Annotated in this window: 14 protein-coding genes; 5 read left to right on the top strand and 9 right to left on the bottom strand. The window is 43.0% G+C overall.

The genetic code is table 11. From position 1 onward, the window contains the following. Positions 1–157 precede the first annotated feature (157 nt). Both cspE and AACQ75_RS05955 read left to right on the top strand, forming a co-directional pair. Positions 158–370, top strand: a complete 213-nt coding sequence (gene cspE, locus AACQ75_RS05960) for a transcription antiterminator/RNA stability regulator CspE (protein ID WP_010317961.1) — start codon at positions 158–160, stop codon at positions 368–370. Between the two features lie 279 nt (positions 371–649). Next, positions 650–859 carry a hypothetical protein gene (locus AACQ75_RS05955; protein ID WP_013856790.1) on the top strand — a complete coding sequence of 70 codons (210 nt, stop codon included), beginning with the start codon at positions 650–652 and terminating at the stop codon, positions 857–859. 50 nt (positions 860–909) lie between these two features. Here AACQ75_RS05955 and AACQ75_RS05950 read toward each other — a convergent pair whose 3' ends face one another. The 3 genes from AACQ75_RS05950 to AACQ75_RS05940 are packed head-to-tail and all read right to left on the bottom strand — an operon-like array spanning position 910 to position 4,137. After that, positions 910–1,383, bottom strand: coding sequence for a response regulator (locus AACQ75_RS05950; protein ID WP_170888392.1), 474 nt, complete (start codon positions 1,381–1,383; stop codon positions 910–912). Beyond that, a complete protein-coding gene (locus tag AACQ75_RS05945; RefSeq protein ID WP_170888391.1) occupies positions 1,370–2,707 on the bottom strand; it encodes an ATP-binding protein in 1,338 nt (445 codons plus the stop codon). The genes AACQ75_RS05950 and AACQ75_RS05945 overlap by 14 nt, the downstream gene beginning before the upstream one ends. Positions 2,708–2,715: 8 nt before the next feature. Beyond that, positions 2,716–4,137, bottom strand: a complete 1,422-nt coding sequence (locus AACQ75_RS05940) for an SLC13 family permease (RefSeq protein WP_170888390.1) — start codon at positions 4,135–4,137, stop codon at positions 2,716–2,718. A 401-nt stretch (positions 4,138–4,538) separates the two neighbouring features. Here AACQ75_RS05940 and AACQ75_RS05935 point away from each other — a divergent pair, with 401 nt between their 5' ends. The 3 genes from AACQ75_RS05935 (at position 4,539) to AACQ75_RS05925 (ending at position 8,446) form a co-directional block, all read left to right on the top strand. Next, positions 4,539–6,170 carry a methyl-accepting chemotaxis protein gene (locus AACQ75_RS05935; RefSeq protein WP_170888389.1) on the top strand — a complete coding sequence of 544 codons (1,632 nt, stop codon included), beginning with the start codon at positions 4,539–4,541 and terminating at the stop codon, positions 6,168–6,170. Positions 6,171–6,224: 54 nt separating this feature from the next. Next, positions 6,225–7,448, top strand: a complete 1,224-nt coding sequence (gene alr, locus AACQ75_RS05930; protein WP_013856786.1) for an alanine racemase — start codon at positions 6,225–6,227, stop codon at positions 7,446–7,448. A gap of 143 nt (positions 7,449–7,591) precedes the next feature. Further along, positions 7,592–8,446 carry an EamA family transporter gene (locus AACQ75_RS05925; RefSeq protein WP_170888388.1) on the top strand — a complete coding sequence of 285 codons (855 nt, stop codon included), beginning with the start codon at positions 7,592–7,594 and terminating at the stop codon, positions 8,444–8,446. A gap of 10 nt (positions 8,447–8,456) precedes the next feature. Here the strand turns inward: AACQ75_RS05925 and AACQ75_RS05920 are convergent, their stop codons facing one another. The 6 genes from AACQ75_RS05920 to AACQ75_RS05895 form a co-directional block, all read right to left on the bottom strand. After that, positions 8,457–9,443: a GGDEF domain-containing protein gene (locus AACQ75_RS05920; RefSeq protein ID WP_170888387.1), complete on the bottom strand. Its 987-nt coding sequence runs from the start codon at positions 9,441–9,443 to the stop codon at positions 8,457–8,459. Positions 9,444–9,584: 141 nt separating this feature from the next. Then, positions 9,585–10,058, bottom strand: coding sequence for a DUF2947 domain-containing protein (locus AACQ75_RS05915; RefSeq protein WP_010320690.1), 474 nt, complete (start codon positions 10,056–10,058; stop codon positions 9,585–9,587). A gap of 65 nt (positions 10,059–10,123) precedes the next feature. Next, positions 10,124–10,705 carry a ribosomal protein S5-alanine N-acetyltransferase gene (gene rimJ, locus AACQ75_RS05910; protein WP_170888386.1) on the bottom strand — a complete coding sequence of 194 codons (582 nt, stop codon included), beginning with the start codon at positions 10,703–10,705 and terminating at the stop codon, positions 10,124–10,126. Beyond that, positions 10,702–12,246, bottom strand: a complete 1,545-nt coding sequence (gene tyrR / locus AACQ75_RS05905) for a transcriptional regulator TyrR (protein WP_017047584.1) — start codon at positions 12,244–12,246, stop codon at positions 10,702–10,704. The genes rimJ and tyrR overlap by 4 nt, the downstream gene beginning before the upstream one ends. 122 nt (positions 12,247–12,368) lie before the next feature. Further along, positions 12,369–13,394 (bottom strand): YcjF family protein, encoded by a 1,026-nt coding sequence (locus AACQ75_RS05900; protein WP_094126914.1) that lies wholly within the window; start codon positions 13,392–13,394, stop codon positions 12,369–12,371. After that, the gene (locus AACQ75_RS05895; RefSeq protein ID WP_170888385.1) at positions 13,391–14,770 is read right to left on the bottom strand and encodes a YcjX family protein; all 1,380 of its coding nucleotides are present in this window, start codon (positions 14,768–14,770) and stop codon (positions 13,391–13,393) included. Before AACQ75_RS05895 ends, AACQ75_RS05900 begins: the two co-directional genes overlap by 4 nt. Positions 14,771–14,881: the final 111 nt, after the last annotated feature.

The following is a 14,881-nucleotide window of genomic DNA, read 5'->3' as shown; positions in this document are numbered from 1 at the left end:
CCGCTCTGTTGAACAGGGTTATTAATGTAACAAGTAAGCCAAAGTTCCCTTTCAGATTCAATTCAAAGTGTCCTCTAGTTTCATGGTCTCATTTAAATAATTCGTCTCAAAGCAACACCTGTATTTTAAAATTTTTTATTTTTATAAGGGACATAACATGTCTAACACTACTACTGGCACTGTAAAATGGTTCAACGAAACTAAAGGTTTTGGTTTCATTTCTCAAAGCAACGGCGGTCCAGATGTATTCGTACACTTCCGCGCTATCGCTTCTGAAGGTTTCAAAACTTTAGCAGAAGGCCAAAAAGTATCTTTTGTTGTAGAACAAGGTGCTAAAGGTCCTCAAGCTGCTAACGTACGTGCTGAATAATTTCGCATGAATGTGTGAGCGTTGGCACCACGCCCGCGCTCTTATTTTTACCTAGATTATAAATTATAGTTATCAACGTTATCGCTCAAACTTCTGCTCCGTTCCCTCTGCTTATCCCGTTCGAACATTCAGCCATTTTTGCATAAACCGTTTTGACAATCCTATTTCTATCTATGTAATATTTTCATTTTTACAAAGGAGATCTACTATGTCTCGTACAACTGGTAGAAAGCGTTTTTGGTTTGCTAAATCTAAAGCAACACAAAAATTACGCTCACTATGAATATTCATTTTAATATTAAACATTGCTCTTGGAATGCGACTATTCATCAACTTAATAGTGACATATTGACACGTCATATATTAAGTCAGATAAATTGCAATTTAGACACTCTTCATCTCAATTTTATTTATGATGAAGAATCTTCTCAAGGACAAATATTGAATGCTGATGACAAGCTTATTGGCCATTTTAATATCATCGATTAATACCCAAACACTTTAATAGCCGCCGTTAAAGTTATTTGGGCATTATTCACTTATCTCAGTTTTGCTAGCACTATTTTCTGATCTAATTCGTTGTGATAGTCTTTATAATCTAAACCTACTTCAAAGATGAATTCTGTCACTAAAGTGCGAACACAATCTACCAGCTCTTTTGCATTCCACGGTTTCTCAAAATACCTATTTACACCTGCAGTGTTAATCGCATTGATCGTATCTGTGTGTGTTGCTTGCCCTGTTAACAGAATTTTCTTTGTTTTCTTAAATCTGGAATCTGCTGCGACCTCGGTTAATAATTCGACTCCTGTCTTTCCTGGCATCACATGATCTGACATCAGCAGCGCAATATGCTCACCTTGTTCGTCAAACTCATCCATTAGATCCAATACTTCATAAGCCGATTCACAATCTTCAATATTCAACCAAGAAGTGAGTGGTTGAATATCTTGCAGTATCGCACTTAATACTTCCCTTTGATCATCGACACAAATGATATTAAGCTTCTCCATAATCGCTCTCCGTGGGTAATTTAATTCTAAATATTGTTCTTTCATTGTCACTTTTGAGTACGACATTTCCACCATACCCAGAAACAATGCGTTTCACTATTGATAACCCTAGTCCCAAACCAAACGACAACCCTCCTTTTTTGGTGGTGAAGCTTGGTTGGAATATTTTCCGTCTAGTGGCTTCGTTAATTTCAGGACCATTATTAGCAATGGTTACCAATATACGTTGTTTACTTAATTTGGTTTGTATCTCTATCATTGGCTCTGCTATGTTAACCATGGCATCACAGGCATTTTTGATAATGTTTACCCAAATTTGCACCAGTTCTGTCTGAGATCCTTTAAATAAGGGTAACGCAGCAGGCCTAATACGAACACTGACACGTCGTAAATCACTCTGTAATAGTGCCAATGCTCGATTGATCGTATCGTTAATATCGAACTCTTCATCTTGAGTAATTTCAGTTCGGCCCAGTTGTTTTACTGATTTAACAATGCCAACAGTATGTTTAGAGGCCAAACGTAAATCATGCAAGTCACGGCCCATTTGCCAATAACGGATAGCTAAATGTGGATTTTTCAGCCAGTGCGAAGATAAGTAGTCTTCTGGAACCGCTTTTGCTAAATCTCTTGCCACATTTTTAGGCAGGGCGTATTGCTTTTCGAAAAGAGCACCTCGCCTTCTAGCTTCGTTTGACGATACTTTCTGACCATACATCAAGCCAAAATCGAAAAATAGGCTCGCTTCAGGATGAACCTCTTCGAGCAGCTCCATAAACAGTACTTCTAATCGCTCAGATTTGCTACTCACTACCCCGATGGCATTGTTCAATTCATGGGCAATGCCCGCCGCTAACTGGCCTAAGGTCGTCATTTGCTCAGCCGAATATAACCTTTCTAATGCTTTTTCTTTTGCCACTGATTCTTGAGTTGCACGTCGTTGACGGCGGGATAATTCATTCACAATAACGGGGGTAAACTGGGCGGTTAAAGGTCCATATTGATCTTCTTCTAAGACGGCCGTAGTTCGGTCGATCCAGGCAAGCTCTACCGTAGATTCAGCCACCACTGTTGAAGAAGCTATCCATTCACCAGAAAAAAAACTGTGCACGCCAATAAAAGCACCCGCACCGGCTGAAAAAACTTTTATCGGTTTATCGCCTTTTTCATTGTAATAGCCACTCAATTCTCCCGACCATACGAAATAGAGTCGATCATTATAACCTTCTTGCTCAATGACAATACTTCCCGAAGGCAGTTTCACCATCCGTTCAGGATGGCGAAAATAACGATCAATGAGTGCAACAAGTCTTTTATCCGACATAATGCTACCTAACCGATATGACCAACCGCATGAAGTAACCAAACCATAACAAAACTGAGCAGCACCCCAATCACACCGAGGACAACCCCTACTTTAGCCATTTGGTTACTTTGAACGTGCCCGGTAGCATGCGCCAACGCATTAGGTGGTGTACTGATAGGTAATGACATACCAAGTGATGCAGCAAAGGTAACCACGAGAATCAACGTAATTTCTCCACCTAATGGAGTAAGCGAAGTCATTGAAGCGCCAAGCGCGGCCATAATCGGCATTAATAAGTTCGCGGTGGCGGTATGTGACATAAAATTGGCCATAATGAGGCACAAAAATGCCGCACCAAATAAAACAACGTAAGGTGAATACTGTGCAAAAGGAATGCTGTTCACCACTAGTTGCGCTAACCCCGTTTTGTCTAATGCAAGTCCTAGCGCAATACCACCAGACACTAACCACAGCACATCCCAAGAAATTTTCTTTAGATCTTCTTTGTTGATGATGCCAGTAAGAGAAAAGACAGCCACAGGTATCAGTGCAACAGTATAAGAGTTCATACCATGGGTTGAGCCCATCAACCAAAGAAGAATGGTCAGAGCAAAGGTGACATACACAATAATGGCTTTTGGTGTTTTTAAAAATTTACCTTTAATGGTCAATTCAATTTTTTGTTGCTCTGCTTTAAACATGGCGCTAATCAATACCCACGCGAGTGCCATCATTATGATCACAAACGGCACCCCAAAGGCCATCCATTCACCAAAGGTAATTAAATTTTCACCGACCAGATATTTCAATGCGATCGCATTGGGAGGAGTACCTATTGGCGTACCTATACCGCCAATATTAGCGGCGACAGGAATACACAAAGCAAAAGCAATTCGCCCTGGATCTTTTGGGCCAAACACTGCGATGACTGGCGTTAAGATGGAAAGCATCATCGCTGTTGTTGCGGTATTGGACATAAACATCGAGAAGATGCCAGTAATTAACATCAAGCCTAACATGACATACTTAGGGTTCTGGCCAAATGGTTTGAGCAGCACTCGGGCAAGGTTGACATCCAAGCGATACTTAGTGGCGGCCATGGCTAAGAAAAAGCCACCCAAAAACAACATAATAATTGGGCTGGCAAACGTCGCCATGATATCAGTATGTTTTAGCAAGCCACCAAAATGAGCTTCTCCCTCAGCAAGCCTCATAAACCAGATACCTTTATCCGATACCATTAGGAGCTCTAGCACGATCACGACTACCGATGTGGCATAGATTGGGATCGGTTCAAATACCCAACAAAGAGCGGCGAGCAAAAAGATGGCAATCACTCGCTGCTGTATTACGGTCATCCCTTCAAAAGGGAAAGCGGTCATAGGCAACAATAAAATAAGTAATGGAACTAAAATAGGGATTATAAATTTTAAGTAAGGACGCGCCATATAAACTCTTCCTGAGTACTCATAGAAACGATAATTAAAGGTGTACTTGAATCTCGAACAACGTTGCCATTATGTTACAGTTACTCAGCAAAAAGTTTGGTGTTAGATCAATGAACAATGATTACCACTAAGGCAAATACTCAGAATGAGGGGTCGCTTGCAAATCCTCTCACCACTCTTAGGTGTTAAACCAATAATCAACCACCCTCACATCATTAAAATTAATCAATCGTTTTATCTTTGCACAATCAAACATCTGCTACTTTAATAGTATAGGTATCGTCAATTTATAGATAACATGATAATATCCGCGACCAATTAGGATATAGATCACATTGTCGGTAAATGGATGTTGTTCGCTCAAGCGACTTTTGACAAAAACAATCAAAGGTAACTCATTCATGTTTTTAAAAAATCTCTCCATCAGACAGAAAATTGCAGGCTCATTTAGCCTCATCGCTTTAATCAACATCCTCTTCGCTTGGTTTTTATATAGCGAACTCCAAGAAGTCAAAAGTCAGTTGGTGAATTTTGCCGACGATACACTGCCTGCACTACAACACGTAGATTCTATGGGAGATAAACTTTCCTATTGGCGTCGTACGCAGTTTGCTTCCTTGCTCACCGATGATATAAACGAAGTGAAACAACGCCTAGTGACTAGCCGTCAATTACAACAAGAGGTTGATGCAGGTTTAAAACAGTATGGAAAAAGTGTTTGGCCAGGAGAAGAGGAGCAAACATTCAAGAGTTTGATGGCTAATTGGGATAGTTACACAACGATCATGACTCAGTTTAATCAGGCTTTAGCGAACAATGACAAAAATAGTGCGCATAAACTGCTAAACCAATCTCTCGATAATTTTCGTCATATTGAAGCCGACATAAAAACGCTGATTGGCATCTTGCAAAAAGCAATGGATGGCAACAAAAGCTATATTCTTAAAGCAGTTGACACACTGAACACTTCATCAAGTATCAGTAATGTTTCCATTATCGTCGTCATGGTCATTATCACCCTCTTCTTGACTCGCATAATTTGTGGACCTTTACGATTAGTTGTTGACCAAGCAAACGCGATTGCAGAAGGTAACTTAGCAAAACAGATCGATCGTAATGCTATTGGCAATGACGAATTAGGTGAACTTGCCGATGCCTCACAAAAGATGCAGAACAATTTACGTCAACTGATCGAAGAGATCATCTCCGCTGTAACACAACTGAGTAGTGCTGTGGAAGAGATGAGTCAAATCTCCAATATCTCAGCTCAAGGTATGAAAGAGCAGCAATATCAGATCACACAAGTCGCAACAGCGATGACGCAAATGAAAGCCGCAGTGGCCGATGTAGCACGCAACACGGAAGACTCAGCATCACAAGCAAGTAGTGCCAACACTAAAGCCAAAGAGGGTGCGACAGACAATGCCGCGATGGTGAGCTCCATTCAACAAGTGGCTACAATTATTGGTCAGGCTGGCGAAACCGTTGCAAATTTAGAACAACAATCCACACAAATTAACGTGGTACTTGACGTTATTCGTAACATCGCTGAGCAAACAAACCTATTGGCACTGAACGCTGCGATTGAAGCAGCCCGCGCTGGTGAATCTGGCCGAGGCTTTGCTGTTGTTGCCGATGAAGTGCGCACCCTTGCGGGAAGAACTCAAGCTTCAACTGGCGAAATCACAACCATTATTGAAAAATTACAAACCATGGCAGGCGAAGCAAAAGAAGCAACCGAACGTTCGCGCGTCAACATTGACTCTTGCGTCGTTCAAGGAACCCACTCGCAGCAATTGATGGTTTCAATTGAAAACTCAGTAGCTCAAATTGCGGATATGGGAACACAAATCGCCAGTGCTTGTAGTGAACAAGATTCCGTTGCCGATGAACTAAGCCGCAACATTGAAAATATCCATACGGCTTCACAAGAAGTCGCGCAGGGTTCAGAACAAACGGCGCAAGCTTGCCACGAACTCAGTCAATTATCGGTCACATTGCAAGACGCAATGGGGCGTTTCAAACTTAACTAAAATAGAGTCAGCCCCTAACGGGGCTTTCTTGTTTTTACTTACCTAGGAGATAGAATGAATTTCAAAGCCTCTTTTCTTACACTGTCAATTGCCATGGCTTTACCCTCTTTTTCAGCGACTTCTGCACCTTTGAGCCTTAACGTCAGTGAGCCTTCTATACAAGAAATTCAGCAATCCAATACTTGGCTTGAGATCGATCTTGGCCAATTCAAACAAAATATTGAGCAGTTTAAGAGCCACATCAACAGCCAAACTAAAATTTGCGCCGTGATGAAGGCTGATGCTTACGGCAACGGTATTCGCGGTTTAATGCCAACTATTCTCGCGCAAGGGATCCCTTGTATCGCAATTACCAGTAATGCAGAGGCTAGAGCCGTACGTGAGAGCGGGTTTAAAGGCCAGTTGATGCGTGTTCGCTCTGCGAGCATTGATGAAATCGCACAAAGTGTCGAGTTAGATATCGAAGAGCTCATCGGTAGTAAAATACAAGCTGAGCAACTCGCTCAGCTAAGCCAGCAAAAAGGTAAAACGATAAGAGTACATTTGGCATTAAATGATGGCGGTATGGGACGCAATGGTATCGATATGTCAACCGATGCAGGAAAACAAGAATCGATTGCGATTGCTACTCAAAGTGGCATACAAATTGTTGGGATAATGACGCATTTCCCCAATTACAACCCAGACGAAATCCGCAGCAAGTTGGCCAGTTTTAATACCAATTCAGCTTGGTTGATTCAGCAAGCAAACCTAAAACGCGATGAACTGATTTTGCATGTTGCCAACTCCTACACTGCTCTCAATGTACCGGAAGCACAACTTGATATGGTACGTCCTGGCGGCGTCCTATATGGCGACTTACCAACTAACCCGGAATATCCGTCAATCGTCTCATTCAAAACACGTATTGCGTCATTGCATCATCTTCCTAAAGGAAGCACCGTTGGCTATGACAGTACATACCGCGTAACCAAAGAGAGTGTTTTGGCGAACCTGCCTGTTGGCTATTCAGATGGTTACCCAAGAAAAATGGGCAATCGCGGTGACGTATTGATTAACGGTCAACGAGCAAAGGTGGTTGGAGTAACCTCAATGAACACCACATTGGTTGACGTAACCGATGTGAAAGGCGTCCTTCCTAATCAGGAAGTCACCTTGTTTGGCGCGCAAAAGCAAGGCCGAATCACTGTCAGTGAGCTGGAAGAAAATGCAGAGCTCATATTCCCTGAACTGTATACGATTTGGGGAACGGCAAACCCTCGTTTCTACATCCACTAAGCCAAGCCCACTTAATTTATCTTTTGGTCCGTGAGTGTTTTGCACTCACGGTATCCCCTTTTAATTCACCGCTCGTTGTTCCTATTAACCCCTTTATTTTTCAGGCATAATCGGCCCGTTCCTTTTATTTCATATGGATGCGCATGCAACCGATTAAATCCCCTATATTCTTGGCTGTGTTAACTCTACTCTTGGCCATGACCACCATTCAATCTGGCGCGTCACTAGCCAAGCAGTTATTTCCTATTGTTGGCCCAGGTGGAACAATTGCACTGCGCGTTGGTCTCTCTGCATTAATACTGTTAATGATTTTTCGCCCATGGCAGTTACGACTTTCTCTTTCACAATGGCGCTCAATGATCATTTACGGAGCAAGCCTAGGTGGCATGCAACTGATGTTCTATTTTGCTATTGAACGAATTCCTCTTGGTATTGGGGTTGCGTTGGAGTTTTCTGGGCCATTACTCATTGCATTTCTCTCATCTAAACGCAAAAAAGATCTGATTTGGGTTGCGCTTGCTATTTTGGGCATTGTTTTTTTATTGCCCGATCTAACGGGTGTCGATGCACTTGATCCGATTGGCGTTGCACTGGCTTTAGCGGCCGGCGGATGCTGGGCAGCCTACATATGGTTTGGTCAAAGGGCGGGCAGTGTCGGTTCTGGAGGCTCAACCGTTGCGATAGGAATGACGATTGCGGCCCTGTTTGCGTTTCCAATCGGCGTTGTATTATCAGAGGCGTCTATTTTTACGTGGTCAATACTGCCTATGGCGTTATCTGTCGCGATTCTTTCAAGCGCCGTACCTTATTGCCTAGAAATGTCGGCTTTAAAGCGTTTGTCTACACAACACTTTAGTGTGTTAATGAGCTTAGAGCCCGCCATCGCCGCATTAGCTGGATTAATTATTCTTCAAGAACAATTAAGCTTAACGCAATGGATCGCCATTACGATGATCATCACGGCCTCAATGGGTAGCACGCTATCGGCGAAGAAATAAGGTGAACCGTTCAAAATAGTTCGGCACTACTGTCCCCCTCTTCGTTTTCAATGAATACACCGCTCCGCAACAAGTCTTCATAACATTGTACTTGATTGCGGCCGTGGTTTTTGGCGAAGTAGAGTGCTTTGTCTGCTCTATCTAGAATCGTTGAGAGATATTCTCTTGGCGAGATAGAGCAGATACCAATGCTAAGCGTGATATGTTGAACCTGAGGAAAACGAAACTGCTCGATGTGCTGTCTAAACCTCTCGGTTCTGTTTAGCACGACCTCATACTCACTGGCAGGAAAAATAATGACGAACTCTTCTCCACCAAACCGAAACAGTTGTTCTTGATTAAGAAAAAAATTCTGCATTTGCTGAGCCACCAAGAGCAAAACTTCATCGCCAATCAGATGGCCAAAATTATCATTGATCCGTTTAAAATGGTCGAGATCAATGATGGCAACCCAAGGCATCACTGAGCCTACTGTCGTCGTTTCAGGAAGCACATCAAAGCTAAGGCGCAACCTATCCTCTAACGTCCTTCGATTCAACAACCCTGTCAGCTTGTCACGCTCATTTTCATGCAATAATAAAACGTAATTTTGGTAAATTTTAACAAAGCCTTCAATGAGCATTCGATATTGTTTGGGCGGAACTTTTAGAATCAGAGACAACCTAGCAGAAAAACTATCGTTGATCGCAATAGGGTAAATGCAATGGTATCCGTTTGTACCTAAATCTTCTATTTTGGGCTCGATATCAGAATGGTTATGTCCATAGCTTGGAACCGTCTCGCCCTCATATTCCCAGTTAATTTCAAATTTTCCAGGTATACGGCTACAGATAGTAGCTTTTGCAATGACATAGGAATGAGGTCCAATGTAATGTTCTAAGCAGGCCGATTTCAGAGGCAACATCTCGACTAGAGCGCTGATGACACAATAACCCAATGACACCGCATTTTTCTGCCCCGTAATTTCAACAACAGATTGGAGAATTTTATCGTCCATGCGCCCTCCCGAACATCTCTTATGATCAGTATAGGAAAGAATGGGTAGCGCGATGTTACAAAGTTTGTATCAATTAAATAACTTTCGAGTACTGTAGAACGAATAAAAAGCAGCCTAGGCTGCTTTTTATTCGTTTATTCGTTACTTTCTATTACCCAATTTGACTTTGCCATTTGAACCAAACCATAACGCTTGAGCGCGGCGACGCCCCAATAAGATTGGTCCATCATCGTAAAATAAGAAATTTTTCCAGTATTTTTTAAATACCGACCATTGGGTTTCGATAATATTGTACTTTTCATAACAAAAATAAACGGTCACGTCATTTTGCCAATCAATATGGGCCAAAATATCAACGGGTAATGATTCATCGTCACTTTCCCATTCTTTCATCCAACTGATTTCATTGATCCAACTGCCTGCTTTACGAGGCCAATCTTGAGAACTTAACCTCTCTGAATCTGGGCTTTGAGCACTGATATTTTCCAGCCAAAACTGAGCCGCTCTGGCTTGAGACATGGGTTTAATATGCACCAGATCTTGCTCAGGAACTGGCATTGATTGGTGAGTGAAAATCCATTTTCTTTGGTATTGATCCAAAGGCAAATACGACATTGAATTTCCTTAATGTTTTAGCTGACTTGTGAATATAGCCGCTTTACTTTTAAAACGATAAGCCATTAGCTTGGGCGCCAATCAGCATTAACCAATGCTGTTAGGTTGTGATCTTCCCATTGGCCATCAATGAGCAAATAATTTTTAGCGTGACCTTCGGCCTGAAAGCCCATTTTCATCAACACCGCTTCACTGCGTTTGTTGATTGGCATATAACCAGCCATGATACGGTGTAGGTTTTGTACCTTAAACATGTAGTGGCACGCCATTTTTAATGCACGGCCCATGATGCCTTTACCTTGTGCATTCTTCGCTAACGAATAGCCGAGATTACAAGCATAAAATGGAAAGCGTGAGAGGTTACTAAACGAAATGGTGCCAAGCATGTCACCACTGTTAAGATCGATGATGAGCAAATAATAGCCTAATTGCATTTTATGCAGCTCACCAAGTTTAATCAGCCGCTGTGCCCACCCGTGAGCCTCAAAAAACGCCGCTTCTCGCTTAGGTTCCCAAGGCCGTAAATGTTCACGATTACTCGTAAAATAGGCGGCGATCATCTCCGCATCTTCAAGTTTTGCGGTTCGCACTAAAATATCATTGTCCACTTCATACACTTGGGACAAGGTGCTGCATGACTGCATCAATTTTTCCTAATTCCGTAGTCGCGTAGCTTATTGGCGATAGAGGTGTGTGATACGTTTAAACGCTTGGCCAACTTACGGCTTGAAGGGAAAGACTGATATAAACGTTCCAAAATTTGAGATTCATACTCTTTCATGATGTCATCTAATGAGCCATCAAGATTGACATGGGTATTACCAGTATGAACGGTTTCAAGCTGCGGCAGATGGAAGAGATCCACTGTTAACTGATTATCAGACATCTCCGTTAGCGCCCTGAGCACCATGTTGTCCAACTGTCGTACGTTACCTGGCCATTGGTAATGAGAGAGCTGATCCGCCAAATCTTCCGCTAGTAGTGGTTTGGCCATACCCATTTTCTTAATGTGTTTCGCCACGAACAGTTCAAGCAATGGCTGAATGTCGTTAGACCGCTCACGCAAAGTAGGAATACGGAGAGTTAACACATTCAGACGATAAAAAAGATCTTCACGAAATGCGCCTGATTCGGCTAAATCCGCCAACTTGTGACGCGTCGAGGCAATCACACGAACATTAACATGAACTTCATGCTCCTCACCAACGCGGCGGAATGTACCATCTTGCAAGAAGCGCAGTAGTTTAATTTGTAAATGAGGGCTCATCTCCCCGATTTCATCGAGAAAAACAGTGCCGCCATTCGCCTGTTCAAAAATACCTTTATGGCCTTGTTGATGATTAAATGACCCTGGCGCATGACCAAACAACTCCGTTTCCGCAACATCATCCGGCATTGAAGCACAACTCAGAACTAAGAAAGGAAAGGAGGCACGGTGAGAGCGATTATGACAAGCCTTGGCCAACATCTCTTTACCCGTTCCGGTTTCGCCTTCTATAAGCAAAGGTTGATCAAGCATTGACAGCTTCTTAGCTTGGCTAATGAGCGCTTTATGGCGGTTAGAGACTCCGACAAAATGTTCAAAACCAAGGTTATTGTGTAAGGGCAAAGCATCATCGACGACGCCGCTAGGGCTTTTAGAACGAATCATCATCATGGTACTTGCCAAGGTGGATTCTTTCGACTCACCCGTAATATAAACAGGCATCATCTCCATCAGATAATCGAGACCATCGTGCACGATCTCCTCACGTTGGCGTGCTTTGTTGCCTTCAAGCCAGCGTGATAGGTTAAAGAAAGGTAATAATGCAGAAATCGGCTGCCCTATCACCTCTTTCTCTGTTTTGTTAAACAGCGATAGTGCTGAATAGTTTGCCATATCAACAAACCCTTTCAGATCAATCGCCAGCACAGCATCAGGCACGTTGTTGAGTAATGAAATTAACTCGGTGTTATGCCGCTCCATGGGCATGAATTGAATTTTCCGAACATCTTTTACGCCAGAAATTCGGCGAATTTCAGCCATCAATTCACTGAATGTTTCAAAATCAATGTCAGGGCAGTTGAGGTAAATAATGCCGATGACATCGATTTCAATCCCACGCAAATCAATGTTTCTCGATGCAAGAATATCGAGCAGTTCTCGGGTTAGGCCGAGTCTATCTTCACAAGAGACTTCAAGACGCACTTAAAAATCCTAATAAAAAGTGTCAGGAAAAGTTGACAGTAGTTTCTATCAAGCCTTGTATGGCGTCAAGTTATCTCATGTTTTGAGGTTCACATTCGGGCATATTATTTGATAAATGTTGCTTATTTCACCGTAAGCGCGGCGATTCTTGCGACGATCTGTTTGCGAATCGCCCCTAATTTTACTTTTCTGTCAGGCTGCCATGTCATCGGCCTGAGCAGTGCCATGGCTTTCAAACCAAGACGAGCGGTCAATATTCCCACTCCTAAACCTTGCCCTGCCCGCGCGGATACTTTTCCGGCTAAATCCATAGAAAGAAGATCCATGCTGGCGTCGATGGCGAGTTCGCTGGCACCTGCCGCTGCCATATTAACCAATACTGACTTAAATAAAGAGAGACGAGACCAGTAACCCAATGGCACTCCATACAGTTTTGCCAGTTGATCAATCATAGTGAAATTACGCCATGCCACTAACAACATATCTGCGATGGCTAAAGGGCTAATTGCCACTAGTGCTGCCGCTTCTGTTGAATATTGTGAGACGATTTTGGTTGCTTGTTTATCTTGTTCACTCACCACCATAGCATCGTACATATCGAGTATTTCAGCATCGCTGTGTGAAGCATTAACGCTGTTTAACCAACGATCATAGGCTGGGCTTTCGGTTTTTATGCCACTTTGTTTAGCTAGAGCTTGGCAGAACGCGAGCCCATGGCCAACGCTGTCGGTTTGCATAAGCTGTTCGCTTTGCTCTTGAATACTAAAATGATGGCGAAGTGCTCGTAACTTCCACAACTCTTTGATTAAGGTACTTAAGCCTAACGATGCCAAACCAGCAATAAATCCCGCCCAGCCTAATGCTAACCAGTCCGCTGATTGAATCGCCGTGATAACTGAATCGATAGCTTGCCAACCGATTAAACCTGCAAAGCTTATAACTAATGCCGCAGCTCGCCATTTCCGACCTTGTGGTGGGCGAATAATTTGCTCCAACTCTTTTTCCGCAACACTCTCTTCATTGCTGATCGGCATTGGAATGAAGGCTTCATTATTTTGAAATTGCTGTTGAGCCGTAAGCTCTGGCGTACTCTTCTGTTGTGGTTCTAATTTTTGATTAAAGATTTGCTTGGTTTTTAAATCACTCATTTCAGCTTATCTCCAATTAAATATTCCAACGCTTTATCTAAACGGATATGAGGGCAAGGTTCATCACAGCTAAATGCTCTTGGTTTAAAACTGGTGAATTCAAACCCTTGATGCTGCCAATACTCTTTGTTAGGTAACTTTTTCGGCACATCACCGGGGAAAATGGTCAAAGTTTCGCCATTGAGCGTCACACCTTGTAAGGCTGGAATGGTGCGCTCACCGCTATCAATAAAACCCGCTTGTGTGGCCTGTATCGATGCCATACTGATGCAACTCATCTCAATATTCTCATAGGCGGCGCTTTGCCAAGCAGGATGAACCATCTGCTGCAGTAACGACACCAAATGCGGGTGTTGTTCAGGGGTGACATGATCCGCTTTGGTTGCGGCAAACAGCACTTTGTCTATCTTGGGTGCAAACAGACGCTTGAGTAAACCATTACGACCATAACGAAAGCTATGCATAATCTGTTCAAGCGCACGACGCATATCCAAAAAGGAGTCGTAGCCGTCATTGAGTGGAGATAAGCAATCGACTAACACAATCTGCCGATCAAACGTGGCAAAATAATTTTTGTAAAAAGCTTTCACAACCTTGTTTTGGTATTCTTCATAGCGTGCTTTTAACATGCTGTAATTACTATTGGGAGCAGGCTTGTCTTCACCGTACGGATTACGGCATGGGAAAAATTGCAGAACAGGCGCACCTTCTAGCTCTCCCGGCAACACAAAACGCCCCGGTTGCACCCAATGCAAACCGGCATTTTTACACGCGTGCAAATACTCCTTAAACAGCATCGACAGTGAAGCAAGCTTTTGCTCATCGGTATCATGCGTTACATCAAGTTTAGCTAACCCCTCAAGCCACGGCTCGGCTAATGAGGAACGTAGCTCACTTAGCGCTGAAAACTGCTGTTCTGACCACTGTTCATAGGTCATTTCGAGCAGAGGCAGATCCAACAGCCATTCCCCCGGATAGTCGATGATATCGAGATAAAGTGTGGCCGTGTGACCAAATAATTTTTTACTGCGCTTTTTAGGTTTGTATTTGATCGCTAGGCGAATCTCGCTGACGTCACGAGTGGGCACAGGCCAATGTGGCGGTTCGCTGTGTAACTGTGACATCGCTTCATCGTAAGCAAAGCGTGGAACCATTAAGTTAGTTTGAGGGACACGTTTTGCACCCACAATACGTCGGTCACGCGTTGCGGAAAATAGCGGTAAATTATCATGGGTAGAGGTGTGCAGTAATTGGTTCACTAAGGAGGTAATAAAAGCCGTTTTCCCCGCTCGCGATAACCCCGTGACAGCAATTCGAACGTGCGAATCTAATCCACGGTTAATTAAATCAGTCATTTCTCGACGAATGTGCTTCATTCACTCACTCCACTTCATTTGATGACGCTACTTTATGTGTATTCACCTTAATCAGAGATGAACAAAAAGCCCCTGACAAGAATCAGAGGCTTAGGCTTTTTTGGCCAAAAA

It is taken from the genome of Vibrio sp. B1-2 (genome assembly GCF_963888445.1).
GTDB lineage: Bacteria > Pseudomonadota > Gammaproteobacteria > Enterobacterales > Vibrionaceae > Vibrio > Vibrio anguillarum.
The sequence above is the reverse complement of the archived record's forward strand: the minus strand, read 5'-3'. Positions and strand labels throughout refer to the sequence as shown.

What these genes read in the sequence shown, in the direction of transcription:
- cspE (WP_010317961.1), top strand. Translation starts at nt 158, where the DNA reads ATGTCTAACACTACTACTGGCACTGTAAAATGGTTCAACGAAACTAAA.
- AACQ75_RS05955 (WP_013856790.1), top strand. Translation starts at nt 650, where the DNA reads ATGAATATTCATTTTAATATTAAACATTGCTCTTGGAATGCGACTATT.
- AACQ75_RS05950 (WP_170888392.1), bottom strand. Translation starts at nt 1,383, where the DNA reads ATGGAGAAGCTTAATATCATTTGTGTCGATGATCAAAGGGAAGTATTA.
- AACQ75_RS05945 (WP_170888391.1), bottom strand. Translation starts at nt 2,707, where the DNA reads ATGTCGGATAAAAGACTTGTTGCACTCATTGATCGTTATTTTCGCCAT.
- AACQ75_RS05940 (WP_170888390.1), bottom strand. Translation starts at nt 4,137, where the DNA reads ATGGCGCGTCCTTACTTAAAATTTATAATCCCTATTTTAGTTCCATTA.
- AACQ75_RS05935 (WP_170888389.1), top strand. Translation starts at nt 4,539, where the DNA reads ATGTTTTTAAAAAATCTCTCCATCAGACAGAAAATTGCAGGCTCATTT.
- alr (WP_013856786.1), top strand. Translation starts at nt 6,225, where the DNA reads ATGAATTTCAAAGCCTCTTTTCTTACACTGTCAATTGCCATGGCTTTA.
- AACQ75_RS05925 (WP_170888388.1), top strand. Translation starts at nt 7,592, where the DNA reads ATGCAACCGATTAAATCCCCTATATTCTTGGCTGTGTTAACTCTACTC.
- AACQ75_RS05920 (WP_170888387.1), bottom strand. Translation starts at nt 9,443, where the DNA reads ATGGACGATAAAATTCTCCAATCTGTTGTTGAAATTACGGGGCAGAAA.
- AACQ75_RS05915 (WP_010320690.1), bottom strand. Translation starts at nt 10,058, where the DNA reads ATGTCGTATTTGCCTTTGGATCAATACCAAAGAAAATGGATTTTCACT.
- AACQ75_RS05900 (WP_094126914.1), bottom strand. Translation starts at nt 13,394, where the DNA reads ATGAGTGATTTAAAAACCAAGCAAATCTTTAATCAAAAATTAGAACCA.
- AACQ75_RS05895 (WP_170888385.1), bottom strand. Translation starts at nt 14,770, where the DNA reads ATGAAGCACATTCGTCGAGAAATGACTGATTTAATTAACCGTGGATTA.